Raw genomic sequence first — 12,594 nt, 5'->3', positions numbered from 1 at the left:
GTTCTGATTTGCAGTTAAATCAAGACCAGTGCTAGGAATGCCTCGGCTTCGGCCAACCCCACACAATCAACTCAGGAGTAGTCCATGACGAGGAACGTGAAGCGTTTCCTGGCTGCCTCCCTGTTGTCCCTCGCGCCGTCTGTTGCCTTCGCCGGTACGGTCGAACTCGGGTTCCCCGACTTCCTCTCCCAGCGCGGCGAGTACGTCAGCGTTCGCGAGGGCGCGACCGAAGTTCCCCAGGTGAAGGGCGGAGCCGCCATTGGCCCGGCCCTGGAGAACTTCTTCGTCTCCAACCAGAGCGGCGCCACCATCTCCCTGGGCCTCCAGATCGTGACCGGCACGTTCAATGGCGTGTACTCGCCCTATCCCGTGCCCACCGCCAACCTGGGCGGGTTCCAGATCGACGCCCCCGCGCCGGCCCCGTCGTTCTCCCAGCAGTACTACTGGACGGTCGACCCGGCGAACCCGGCCGGCGCGAAGACGTGCATCTGGCGCGTGGACATCGCGGACTCCGCGGGGACCTGCACCGCGACGGTCTATTACAACACCTATGGCGGCGCCGTCTGTGCCCTCGACACCATCAATTCCTACATCGACATCAACACCTGCTTCGCGCAGATCGTCACCATCATGCAGTGACGTGAGCCTCACGCCGCCCGGGGCCGTTGTATGAGGCCTCGGGCGGTGCCCGAGAGACGACCCATGAGGCGCAAGCATTGGCATTGGCGAGTCGCCACCACCCAACGGGAGCTCGATGACGCGGCTCGCATCCGCTGGGCTGTCTTTGGCGGAGAGCTGGGATTGCTGTCCGAGCAATCGGCCCTGTCACGGCGGGAAGTGACCTGCGTCGACACGCTCGACACCACCGTGCATGTGCTCGTCCATGACGGCGCCGAACCGGTGGCGACGATGCGGGTGGCGTTGCCCAACGCGGAAGTGGCGGCGAACCTGGGCGGGACGGTGGGACTCGAGTTGGAGCAGAGAATGGACCTCTCGGCCTTGATCCGGCCGGGGATGGTGTTCGCCGAGCCCTCGCGCTTCTGCGTGCTGCCGAAGTGGAGGCGCTCCGAGGCCGTGACCTGGCTGCAGGCGGGCATGTACGCGGAGAGCCGGCGGCGCGGGGTGACCCATTGGATTGCGTCCGCGAACCTGGAGACGGATTCGCCCGAGGACGCACTGCTGTCGTGGCAGGTGGTGGCGAGCCGGGGATGGCGGAGTCCGTGCTTCCGGGTGGACGTGCCCGATCCACGGGAGGCCGCGGTGCACTCCCGGACCCCCTTCTACACACCGGAGGAGCGGTCCCGGGCGAAGCAGGGGCTGTTGGACGGACTGCGGGTTCCCAGGTCGCCCTCGCTCTTCGCCAGGACGATGGGGGCGCGCTTCATCGCGGAGCCGCTCTACGACGCGTATTTCCAGTGGTTCACGCTGCCGCTCATCATGGCGCTGGATGAAATCCCGGCGGACTCCCTGGCGCGCTTCCACGCGCTGGAGAACAGCCTGAGCTCCGCCGCCTAGACCCGGCGCGGCGCTTCCCTTCCTTCGTCTTCAACACACATCCGCCGGGAGCCCAGACGGCCCCGGACAGGAGACGCACGTGCAAACACAGACAGAGCATCAGGCGGGAGCGAACTGGCTGGCGGCGCTGGACGCGGAGGCGCGAGCGCTGGTGGCGGCGGTGGATGCGCAGCCCGACGCCCGCCTCATGCTCGAAGGCACCCTCGACGCGGAGGGCTACATCCACTACCTCGTCCAGACGTACCACTACGCCCGCTGGAGCACGGCGCTGCTCAGCGAGGCGGGCCATCGGCTGAGGCAGCTTGGACGCCATCCGGAGCTGGCGGAGCTCTTGATCCAGAAGGGGGAGGAGGAGCGGGGGCACGACCTGTGGTTGCTGTCCGACCTGAAGAACCTGGGGTGTACGGAGGAGCAGGTGGAGGCGGCGGCGAAGAGTCCGGCGGTGGATGCCTATACGGGGTGGAACTTCTTCACCTCGCGCGCGGGCGTACCGACGGCGGTGCTGGGGACCGCTTACGTGCTGGAGTACCTGTCGCAGACGCGGGCGGGCCGGTGGGCGGAGCGGATGCAGGCGGCGGCCGCCATTCCCAACATCCACAAGTCGGTGACGTTCCTGCGCAGCCATGGGGCCCTGGACGGAGACCACGTGGCGGAGATGGTGAAGATCCTGGGGAAGCTGACGGACCCCGAGGATCAGGAGGCCATCCTCTTCTCGGCGCGGGTCGCCCGGAGCGTCTACCCGCGCATCTTCCGTGAGGGTGGCGCCTCCAGCCGTCCGCTCGCGGCATAGGGACCGCCGGATTCGGCTACGCTCACGGCGCGCGGCCGGGAGCATGGGGCCCTGACCGCGACGGGACAGGGGCAACGAAGATGAGCGCGGTCGTCGCGGGAGTGTGTCTGCTGGTGGAGCTGGGGTTGGGCGTGGCGCTGCTGGTCGGCACCTTCTTCACCCTGGCCTTCAGCAGTGAGTCATACCGGCACTCCGCCACGCCGCTGCATCAGGCGTTGAACGGGCTGGCCTTCGTGCTCGCGGTGCTTCCGCTGCTCCTCACGCTCTGGGTCGGCTGGCGGCGCTTCCTGTCGGACCGCTCGTTCGACCCGGTCCCGCTGGGGATGGGCCTGCCCATGGTGGCGCTGGTCGCGTGCGCCGTCACTGCCTTCCTGGCCATCATGGGCGGCGAGTGGGCGACGTCGCGCCACCGCGCACGGCAGGAGCAGGAAGCGCGGCTCGCGCTGCGCGCCGCGGTGGAAGGGGGGGCGGTGGACAAGGCGTGTGACCTGGTGGCCGCGGATCCGCGCGCTTCCGCCGAGGACATGCGCCGTTGCCGCGAGTTCATCGAGTCCCGCCCCGATACAGAGGCCCGCTGGACGCAGCTTGCGAAGTTCGCCGACGAGCGCGGCGGCTTCACGACCTGGCACCTGGGGCAGACGGGGCTCGCGCCGGACTGGGAATGGGGCAAGGCGGTGCCGGTCATCCGGCACGACCAGGAGTGGTTCCTCCGCACGTTCTATGAAACGTGGCTGGCCCGGACGCAGGAGCTGCCGACCCTGGACGACCTGGGCCGGTTGCAGCTCGCCCTCCAGACCAGCACCCGCTACCTGGGCTGGGATGCCCGGGCCGTGGAGACCCTCCGCACCCAGGTGCTCCCCACGCTGAGCGCGCGGCTGGAGGCACAGGACGCCCGCCTGCGCGCGCTGCCGGGCATGGACCCCTGGGTGCTGGACGCGATCCGGGACCGGATGCAGAGCCTCCAGACAAAGCCTGACGAGGGCGTGGAGCCCCTGCCTCCGCTGCCGGGGACGCCGTCGCCGGGAGACATCGGCGTGGCGCGAATGGACGACACGGGCGCGCTGGACCTGTGGCTGCGCGCCACACCCACCTCGGGGGCCTTTGGTGACGTCTACGTGCGCCGGGCTTCGTACGACAGCGAGTACGAGAAGTGGCTGAAGTACCTGGGGCCGCTGCGTCCCGGGGAGCTTCGGTTCATCCCCGCGCCTTGAGCATCAGCTTCCCGGTGAGCAGCTCGCGCATGCTCGTCGGCTCACGCCCGAGCAGCTGCCGCAGCGTGGGGTCGACGGCCGCGAACTCACCGTCGCGGCTCGCGCGGTAGAGGCCGAGCGAGATGCCGACCACGGGCGCGGGCATGCCGCTCGCCACGAGCTTCGCGCGCATCGCGTCCTCCGACACGGTGCTTCGACGGATGGGACGTCCGAGGATGCCCGACGCGACGTCGCACAGCTCACCGAAGTCGAGCGCCTGCGACGCCGTGAGCGGCGGCGTCGGCCCGTCGAAGCGACCCTCGTTCGTCAGGATCACCGCCGCCGCCTCCGCGAGGTCGGCGTGCGTGGTCCAGGAGACCTTCCCGTCCGCGGGCGCCTCGAAGACGCCCGATGGCAGGGCCCGCTCCAGCAGGAACGCCGCGCTCGAGGCGTAGAAGCCATTGCGCAGCGAGGTCCACGCCAGACCGGACCCGGCCAGCATCTGCTCCGTCGCCGCGTGGTCGAGCATCGGAGGAAACGCCGACGAACGGCTCGCGCCCATGTGGCTCGTGTAGACGATGCGCCGCGCGCCGGCGGACCGCGCGGCGTCAATGGCGGAGCGATGCTGGGCCAAAGGATCGCCCCCATGCGCGGCGGCGTTCGACGAGACCACCAGCACCTGGGTCGCGCCCTCGAAGGCCTGCGCGAGGCTCGTCGGCTCCGCGAAGTCCCCCCTCCGCACCCGGACACCGCGCGCCGCCAGGTCCTGGGCCTTCTGGACGTCCCGGACGCTGACCGCCACCCGGTCCACGGGGACGCGGGCGATGAGCTTCTCCACGATGAGGCGGCCAAGCTGCCCCGTTGCTCCGGTCACGACGATCATTGAACGTCCCCTCTTCCGTATCCTCGGAAACGAAAACTGGATACCAACGATAACGTAGCGACCGCTATCGCCGTTATCAAGTGTTCGTTACCGCCGTTCCGGAAGCCGCGTGTTAAGTCGGTCGCATGAAGGATCGCGAGAAGGCCGCCGCCGAAGACGCCGAGGGCCCCGATACGCGTGCGCGCATCCTGGCGGCCGCCGCGGAGCTCATCGCTTCTGGAGGGCCCGACGCCGCGACCACACGTGCCGTGGCCGCCGCGGCCGGTGTGCAGGCGCCGACCCTCTACCGGCTCTTCGGAGACAAGCGCGGCCTCCTGTCAGCCGTGGTCGAGCACGAGCTGACGAGCTACGTGGCGAAGAAGGCCGCGCGCAAGCCGCACCCGGATCCGCTTCAGGACCTGCGGATGGGCTGGGACATGCACGTCGCGTTCGGACTCAGCCATCCAGGCTTGTTCGCGCTCATGTGCAGCGACCTGGAGCCAGCCCCCCAGTCCTCCGTGAGCAGCACGGGGAATGAAGTCCTGCGGCGCCGCATCCGGAACATCGCGCTCGCGGGCCGGCTGCGGGTCAGTGAAGAGCGGGCGCTCGGCCTCGTGTCGTCGATGTGCAACGGCGCCGTGCTCACGCTCCTGCGCCAGCCTGAAGGGCAGCGCGACCTGGGGCTGTCGGAGGCCGCGAGAGAGACGGTCATGGCCGCGATCACCAGCGAGGCCGCCCCTCAGGCGAACACGGAGGTTCGTTCAGCGGCCACCACGCTGCGCGCCTCCCTGGACCGGCTCACCGTCCTGACCCCAGGCGAGAGCGCGCTGTTGAGCGAACTGCTGGCGCGCATCACGGACGCCGGGTGACAACGCGTCGTCAGGCAGGGGCCAGGCGCCAGTCCCCTGCCTGAAGAGTCCCGCTACGGCATCGGACGCGAACCGGAGGACGGCGCTTCCGGAACCGCGGGCCAGCCGTTGGGCCAGGTGATGGCATCCACGAGCATCACCCGAGCCGTGTGGGCGCTGTTCCACGCGTGATAGACCATGACCGTGTCCCCGCCGGGTCCGGTGACCACCGAGTTGTGGCCGGGCCCCACCCAGCCGCCGCCCGTCTTGAGGATGGGGTTGCCCAGCTTCGTATAGGGCCCCAGCGGGCTCGTGGCCCGGGCCACTCCCACTGCGTAGGTGCTGTTGGCGTACGAGTTGCCGCTATAGAAGAGGTAGTAGTAGCCACCCCGCGCGACGACCCACGGCGCCTCGACGACGCCGCCCTCCCAGCCGAGCGTGTTGCTCATGAGCGTGCGGCGCGTGCCGGTGAGCGACAGCCCATCCGCCGACAGCGTCTGGCCATAGATGGGCGTGGGCTGCCCCACCGCGTTCCCGTCCGCCTTCCACACCAGGTACGGCACGCCCGCGGTGTCGTAGAAGAACGTGGCGTCAATCATCCCCATGCCCGCGTCATGCACCAGCGGATGGCCCAGGTCCGTGAAGGGCCCCAGCGCGCTGGTGGCCGTCGCGGCGCCGATGGACAGCTTCCCGTCCTGGTGGCGCGCGGTGAAGTACGCGATGTACCGGCTGCCCACCTTGTGGAGCTCCGGCGCCCAGTAGTCACCCGTGGCCCACGTCGGACGGCGCGCGGAGGGGAAGATGTTGCCGGCGGCCGTCCAGGTGACCAGGTCCTTGGACGTGCGCAGCGGGAACGCGTTGGCCGCGCCCCCGGACGTGCAGGCCGCGACGTACTGCGTGCCGTCGTGGATGACGCCCGGGTCCGCGCAGTCCACGGGCACCACGGGGTTCTGGTAGAGCCCGCCACAGCCCGTGTAGCGCAGCGAGATGCCGCACGCGTTGCTGCCGCTGAAGTACGGCGACCAATCGTTCGACAGCACCGTGTACGAATTGGGGGACGCATTGGTGCAGCCCCGGTCCCACCACACGCGGCCGCCCACGTCGTCGTACTGCGCCGGGTGCCCCGCGGGGTGCAACCACGCCGGACCGTAGGTGACGCGCGTCGCGCAGGCCGTGGCGCCGGAGCAGTCGGAGGTGTCGAGCGCCATCACACAGGCGTTGGACCCGGTGAAGTACGGCTTCCAGCCGTTCGACAACACGGCGTAGGAGTTGGAGCCTTCGTTGACGCAGCTGCCGTCCCACGTCACCAGACCGCTTGCGATGTCGAACTGCTCCGGGTGCCCGGGGTGGATCCACCGGTCCCCGTAGGTGATGCGTGTGCTGCACGCGAGCGCCCCCGTGGACGTGGCCACCGGGGCCTCGTCCACGAGGGGGCCGTCGGAACGCTCCTCACCACACCCCGCCGCGAGCGCGGCGAGGACGACGGCGGACAACAACGGGGGGTTCTTCATCGATGGACCTCCAGGCCTGCGAAGACTTGGAAGTCCTATTTATCAGTTTTTACTTGTTGTCGAGATTCCATCCCATCCCGGGCGTGGGCAGGGTCGGTCAGCGAACCTCGAGCTCGTAGATGCGCGTCGCCGGGTCGCCGTTCTGGGACGGAGTGGTGATGTTGAGCTTGATGTAGCGCGCGGAGGTGGCGCTGATGGCGTGGGTGGAGGTGTTGGCGGTGTTGTTGGTCACCGTCACCGGGGTGCTCCAGGTCGTGCCGTTGCTGGAGGTCTGGAGGGTGAAGGCCCGGGTGTTCCAGGTGCTCGCTTCGCCGCCCGCGCCGGCATGCTGGACGGTGAAGCTGCTGACCGTCTGCACGGAGCCGAGATCCACCTGCATCCAGGCGCCCGACACCAGCGAGCAGAACTTGTCGGTGGTGCCGCCGGAGACGCTCCCGTTGACTGCCTTGGCCGGCGTTTCGCTGCTGTTGCAGGCGGTGGAGCCGGTCGCCGGTTTGTTGAGCGCCAGGTTGGCGTAGCCCGCGCCGACCGAGACGGTCTGCGTCCGGGTGTGGCTGGCGCCACCGTTGTCCGTCACGGTCAGGCTGACGTTGTAGTTGCCAGCGCTGGCATAGACCCGGCTGGGATTCGTCGCGGTCGAGCCGCTGCCGTCGCCGAAGCTCCAGCTGCGCGAGGCGATGGTGCCGTCGCTATCGCTGGAGGCGTCGCTGAAGGTCGCGGTGAGTCCGCTCACGGTGACGCCGAAGTTGGCCACGGGCGGGGTGTTGCCGCTGACCGCCGTGTTGATGGCCGCCGCGTACTGCGCGCTCGTGCCCTGCGCCGCGCACTTCTGGATGTCGTCGTACAGCCACATGAAGCCGCCGTTGATGCCGGCGGTGCTCTTCCAGTTGCTCATCCGGCTCTGCACCGAGGCCGGGCTGTCGCCGCTGGCGCAGTTGGTGCCGTGGCGCGACCACAGGCCCGGGTCGACGGTCATGCCCATCGCGGTGTTCCAGCTCGCGGGGTTGTTGCCGGCGCCGCCGTCGTAGACCTGAAGGTAGATGCCGTCGACCGCGGAGCCGAGGTTGTTCCTGAGGTTCCGCCAGAAGGTCTGCTGGGTGTAGGGCGCGAAGGTGATCTTGAAGCCCTGGCCGATGAGCATCTGTCCGAACTGCGTGGTCGGAGCGAGGTCGTAGGCGCTCTCGTCGTCGAAGTTGACCGCGTCGGCGCCGGTGGCGGCCTTCAGCGCCTGGAAGTTGCGGTACAGGATGCTGTTGGTGCCGGTGCCGCAAACGAGCGTGCTGCCGCAGCCGGCGGCGGTGCCGTTGACCAGCCGGGCCATGCGCTCGAAGTCGGGGACGCTCCAGGCGCCAATGGACACCTCGATGCGATTGACCGAAGTCGGCGCCGTCTTGAGCGTGGCCAGCCGCGTGGGCCAGGCCGGGTCGCCGATATAGGCGCCGTTCCTGACGACCGGGATGTCGTTGTAGACGAGGTCGCCGTTGTCCTCGATGTGGAAGCTCCAGAGGATCACGGTGGTGAAGCCCGAGCCGCGCAGGTCGTTCATCACCGCGGTGCCGCCGGAATAGAACGGGCCGCCGCCGTAGATCGCGGAGTCAGCAAGGGCCACTGGCGAGACCGTGGCCAGCGCGAGGGCAAGGCAGGACGCGAGTTGCTTCGACTTCGGCATGGTGTGCTCCCCCTGTCGCCATCGTTGGCGACAGGGAGACATTGCGAGCACGGAAACCAGCAAGTCAATTCTATTCAGACAAACTGGAATATACTGGAAAAATCACTCGGCGCGGAAATGCGACTCCGCGATGGAGGCGCCCCAGCAGCAGGCGGCCTCGCCCTCTGCATCGGTGGGCAGCGTGGTGTGGAGCGGACCACCCGCCTTCACGTCCTCGAAGTAGAAGAGGTTTTTCGGGAGGAGGACGAGCGCACGGTCCGCCTTGCGCGTGCGCAGGGTGAGTTGCGCCAACGCCGGGTCGGCCACGTCCGCGGGGCCCTTGGGGAAGAAGGCCTCCCGCTTCGGCGGAGCACGTTCACCCTCCGGGATGCAGCCACCCTCCTCCGTGGAGACCTCCACCTCGCGCACGTGGCAGCCCTTGCCTTCCGCGAAGTGGAACACCGCCCGCACCTTCGTGAAGTAGCAGTCTGGGGTGCCGCAGTCCGCGCTGTGGACGTCCGCCACCACCGTCAGTCGCACCTTGTTTCCAGGCAGGGACTCCACCATGCCGCTGCGCGCATAGCGCTGGAACAAGGGGGCCTGGGCGCAGCTGGAGGGCACCGGAGCACCGGGCTTCGCATCCGCCGCCCGGGGGGCACCACCAGGCACGGACAGCAGGAGCGCGAGGAGGGGCGAGACGTGCTTCAGGGACATGGCTGAAGTCATATCAGGCGCCGGTCCAATCCATCGACCGTTTGACGGGCTCCGCGCTTGGGAGCACGGTTCGGATCAGCGAGGTGAACATCATGAAACGGGTCGCTCTGCTTCTCTCTCTGGCCTCCGCCGGCTGCGCGTCCAGCCAGCGTCCAGCTCCCACGGATCGCTATCTCCTGACGGGCACGCGGCTCTATGTGGCTCCGGACGCGCCCCCGTTGGACAACGCCTGGGTGGTCGTGAGCGGCGGGAGGATCGAAGCCATGGGCTCCGCGCCGGTTGCTCCGCCTCCCGGAGTGCGGCTCGAGGACGCCTGCAGCGGTGGGGTGATCACCGCGGGGTTCCAGAACAGCCACGTCCACTTCACGGATGCCGCGTTCGCCGGAGCCGGCAGCCGTCCGCGCGACGAGCTTCAGCCACCGCTGAGCGGGATGACCACGCGCTTCGGCTTCACGACGGTCGTCGATACCGGCTCCGACCCCGCGAACACGGAGGCGCTTCGCCAGCGCATCGAGCGAGGCGAGCTGCAGGGGCCGGCGATCCTCACCGTTGGCTCCCCGATGTATCCGGAGAAAGGCATTCCCTTCTACCTGAGGGACCTGCCGCCCGAGCTGCTGGCGCGGCTTCCGCAACCCGCGTCGGCGGAGGAGGCCCGCGCCATCGTCCGCAAGAATGTCGGGGACGGCGCGAAGGGGACCAAGCTGTTCGTCGCCACGCCCCAGGGAGGTGGGGAGATCCGGCGCATGGCCGCGGACGTCGCTCGCGCCGCGGCGGATGAAACCCACCAGCGGGGTGGCCTGGTCATGGTGCACCCCACCGACCCCGAGGGCGTAAGTGCCGCCGTGCAGGCTGGCGTCGACGTCATCGTGCACACGACCATCGATTCACCGAAGACCGAGTGGAGCGCGGAGCTCGTCGGCCAGATGGTCGCGCGCCACGTTTCCGTGGTGCCGACGTTGCAGCTCTGGGGGTACGAGCTCGCCAAGGCGGACGTGCCCGCTGACGTGCGCGACCGCCTGGTGGGGAGCGCCGAACGGCAGCTCGCGGCGTTCTCCAGCGCGGGTGGCCAGGTCCTGTTCGGCACCGACGTCGGGTACATGACGGACCTGGATCCGACGCAGGAATACGTCCTCATGGCCCACGCGGGGCTGACACCGATGCAGCTCCTCGCATCGTTGACCACCGCCCCCGCTGCGCGCTGGAGCGCCGCCGAGCGCCGGGGCCGAGTCAAGCCGGGCTTCGACGCCGACCTCGTGGTGCTCAACGGCGATCCCGCAACGGATGTCCGGCGGCTCGCCGACGTGAAGTGCACGATTCGAACAGGCAAGGCGCTCTTCGTCCGCGCTTCCGCCGAGTAGCGGATTGCCACGCATCCGCAGCGTCAACGGCGAGGACACGAACCGCGGCGCGGCGAACTACCGCTGTGTCGAAACGCTCGGCGTGGACTCCGAGCCCACGACCTCGCAGGACACGGAGGTGCCGTACATCCTGGAGCTTCAGTCGCGGACCAGCGCCACGTCATCCACCTGCAGCCAGGTGTCGCCCGTGTTCGCCCAGGTTCCGGCGTACACCTCCACGCTGTAGTTGGCGCCGGAGTTGAAGGTGACGGACTGGAACGTGTAGCCGCCCAGCGGCTGCGTCAGGTGCACCTCGTTGAGGATGGGGCCGCCGTTGAGCATGCGCGCGCCGAAGTAGCCGTCATCCTGGTTGGAGGACGTCTTCACCCAACCCGTCAGCGTGTAGACGGTGTTGGGCGTCACCGCGACCTCCTGCTTGAGGGCGTTCCAGCCGGTGTTGTTGCGCACGAAGCCGTTGTTGGCGCCGGTGCGCGCGAAGCCCAGCCCCCGGTCGACGCCGCCGTTGCCCTGCACGTACCAGGGGGAGGTGGCGGTGGAGGACGGCTGCTGTTCGAAGCCGCCCTGCGCCACCAGGTTCGCGCCCCGCGTCAGGCTCACGTCGTCCAGCTGCGCCCAGGTGTCGCCTGTGTCCGCCCACATGCCGCCGTACACCTCCACGAGGGTGTTCGCGCCGGAGTTGAAGGTGACGGTGCGCTCCGTCCAGGACGGCAGCGAGCCGTACTGCGTCTCCCCCAGGATGGGGCCATTGCCCGCGGCGCGCGCGCCGAAGTAGCCCCGGGTGGTGTTGGGCGAGGAGCGCAGCCAACCCTTGAGGGTGTAGTCCGTGTACGGCTGCACCACGACGCTCTGCTTGAGCGCGTTCCAACCGCTGGACGCGCGCACGAAGCCGTTGTCCTGGCCGGAGCGCGCACCGCCCAGCGCCCGGTCGATGCCGCCCGCGCCCGCCAGGTACCAGGGCGCCATCGTCGGCGTCGCGGCCTGCGTCTCGAAGCCCGGCTCGGACAGCAGGTTGTTGCCCTCCGCGTCGGCCGTGAGCGTCGCGCGCATCAGGAACGTGTTGTAGGGCGTCCACTGCGAGGTGATGAAGTACAGCTCGCTGGCGCTGTTGCCCCACGGGTGGATGAAGCCGTTGTAGATGCCAGGGAAGGCGGCGCCGGTGGCCAGCAGCTTCTCCCCGCTCCACGGCCCGGTGGGCGTGCCCGCGTCGCGCATCACCACGGCCTGCCGGTGCTCGTTGAGATACGTCATCAGGAAGCGGCCCAGCGCGGCGTTGTAGGCGACGGACAACTCCCCCGCGATGCCGATGACCACCGGGCGCGCCGCCGCCTGGGACGCGGACCAGCCGTTGCCGTCCCAATACCGGTACGCGTTGATGTCCAGCAGCGCGCCCTCCGGCACGCGCGCCAGGTGCACGTTGCCGAAGCGCCCGTTGGGCGTGGCGTACAGGTAGACGAAGCCGCCGTTCTTCACGAAGGCGCCCATCTGGAAGGGATTCGTGAAGGCCGCGTTGTTCACCCAGCGCGCCGACGCGTGCTTCACCCAGTTCTGTCCGTTGTCGTCCGAGTACGCGATGCCCGAGTAATTGGTCGTCCACTGCCCCGGGTCGCCCCAGTGCTTCACGGACATGTAGTGGATGTAGTGGCGCGTCCCCACACTGACACCCGCGGTGGGGATGACGGTCATCTCGTCGTTGTCCACCTTCCTGGACGCCAGCACCTCCTTCGCGTGGCGGGTGCGGTCCTGGATCATCGTGGTGAAGGACAGGCCGTTGGACAGCGTGGTGTCCGCCGAGCGCGCCAGCACGTTGCTGCGCCAGCCTCCGCCGCACCCGCCGTTGCCGCACCAGCCCGCGCCGAAGGTGTCCCCGAACAGGACGAACACCTCGCCGCCGCCCTTGTCCCAGACGATGCCCAGGTCCGTGCCGTAAACCTCGTAGTTCGTATGCGTCTGGTTCGGGTTGGGCAGCGTCTCACCCGCTGGCGTGGCGCCCGTCACCCGCGCCACCTTCGTCACGTTCGTGGGCGTCACCGCCCCGGCCGTACCCGCGACTCCCAGCAGACACACCGCCTGAAACACCACTGCACGCCTCATCATCTGGACTCCTCCGGCAAGGAAATTCGCATTCGCGGCAAAAGCGCGAAATCAAGAAATACCCAAC

Annotated in this window: 11 protein-coding genes; 6 read left to right on the top strand and 5 right to left on the bottom strand. The window is 68.9% G+C overall.

Going from position 1 to position 12,594, the window contains the following annotated elements:
- Positions 1 to 84 precede the first annotated feature (84 nt).
- The 4 genes from D7Y21_RS03605 to D7Y21_RS03590 all read left to right on the top strand — a co-directional run bounded on the left by D7Y21_RS03605 (position 85) and on the right by D7Y21_RS03590 (position 3,516).
- Positions 85 to 639, top strand: a complete 555-nt coding sequence (locus D7Y21_RS03605; RefSeq protein ID WP_120567077.1) for a hypothetical protein — start codon at positions 85 to 87, stop codon at positions 637 to 639.
- A 63-nt stretch (positions 640 to 702) separates the two neighbouring features.
- Complete coding sequence (locus D7Y21_RS03600; protein ID WP_120567078.1) at positions 703 to 1,515, top strand: GNAT family N-acyltransferase; 813 nt, start codon at positions 703 to 705, stop codon at positions 1,513 to 1,515.
- Positions 1,516 to 1,594: 79 nt separating this feature from the next.
- Positions 1,595 to 2,305 (top strand): iron-containing redox enzyme family protein, encoded by a 711-nt coding sequence (locus D7Y21_RS03595; RefSeq protein ID WP_120567079.1) that lies wholly within the window; start codon positions 1,595 to 1,597, stop codon positions 2,303 to 2,305.
- An 80-nt stretch (positions 2,306 to 2,385) separates the two neighbouring features.
- Entirely contained in the window at positions 2,386 to 3,516 is a 1,131-nt protein-coding gene (locus tag D7Y21_RS03590; protein WP_121711246.1) for a hypothetical protein, read from the top strand.
- Here the strand turns inward: D7Y21_RS03590 and D7Y21_RS03585 are convergent.
- Positions 3,500 to 4,378, bottom strand: coding sequence for an SDR family oxidoreductase (locus D7Y21_RS03585; protein WP_121711244.1), 879 nt, complete (start codon positions 4,376 to 4,378; stop codon positions 3,500 to 3,502). The genes D7Y21_RS03590 and D7Y21_RS03585 overlap by 17 nt on opposite strands.
- A 125-nt stretch (positions 4,379 to 4,503) precedes the next feature.
- On the opposite strand from D7Y21_RS03585, the gene D7Y21_RS03580 reads away from it, so the two are divergent.
- Positions 4,504 to 5,226 (top strand): TetR family transcriptional regulator, encoded by a 723-nt coding sequence (locus tag D7Y21_RS03580; protein ID WP_120567082.1) that lies wholly within the window; start codon positions 4,504 to 4,506, stop codon positions 5,224 to 5,226.
- Between the two features lie 53 nt (positions 5,227 to 5,279).
- Here D7Y21_RS03580 and D7Y21_RS03575 read toward each other — a convergent pair whose 3' ends face one another.
- The 3 genes from D7Y21_RS03575 to D7Y21_RS03565 all read right to left on the bottom strand — a co-directional run bounded on the left by D7Y21_RS03575 (position 5,280) and on the right by D7Y21_RS03565 (position 9,078).
- Positions 5,280 to 6,716, bottom strand: coding sequence for a glycoside hydrolase family 43 protein (locus D7Y21_RS03575; protein WP_120567083.1), 1,437 nt, complete (start codon positions 6,714 to 6,716; stop codon positions 5,280 to 5,282).
- A gap of 97 nt (positions 6,717 to 6,813) precedes the next feature.
- Positions 6,814 to 8,385: a PKD domain-containing protein gene (locus tag D7Y21_RS03570; protein WP_120567084.1), complete on the bottom strand. Its 1,572-nt coding sequence runs from the start codon at positions 8,383 to 8,385 to the stop codon at positions 6,814 to 6,816.
- Between the two features lie 102 nt (positions 8,386 to 8,487).
- The gene (locus D7Y21_RS03565; RefSeq protein WP_121711242.1) at positions 8,488 to 9,078 is read right to left on the bottom strand and encodes a hypothetical protein; all 591 of its coding nucleotides are present in this window, start codon (positions 9,076 to 9,078) and stop codon (positions 8,488 to 8,490) included.
- Between the two features lie 92 nt (positions 9,079 to 9,170).
- On the opposite strand from D7Y21_RS03565, the gene D7Y21_RS03560 reads away from it, so the two are divergent.
- Entirely contained in the window at positions 9,171 to 10,436 is a 1,266-nt protein-coding gene (locus tag D7Y21_RS03560; protein WP_147469178.1) for an amidohydrolase family protein, read from the top strand.
- A 138-nt stretch (positions 10,437 to 10,574) separates the two neighbouring features.
- Here D7Y21_RS03560 and D7Y21_RS03555 read toward each other — a convergent pair whose 3' ends face one another.
- Complete coding sequence (locus tag D7Y21_RS03555; protein ID WP_121711237.1) at positions 10,575 to 12,530, bottom strand: DUF4185 domain-containing protein; 1,956 nt, start codon at positions 12,528 to 12,530, stop codon at positions 10,575 to 10,577.
- Positions 12,531 to 12,594: the final 64 nt, after the last annotated feature.

This window comes from Corallococcus sp. AB045 (genome assembly GCF_003668895.1).
GTDB classification, from domain to species: domain Bacteria; phylum Myxococcota; class Myxococcia; order Myxococcales; family Myxococcaceae; genus Corallococcus; species Corallococcus coralloides.
This window is presented reverse-complemented; position numbering and strand designations above follow the sequence as displayed.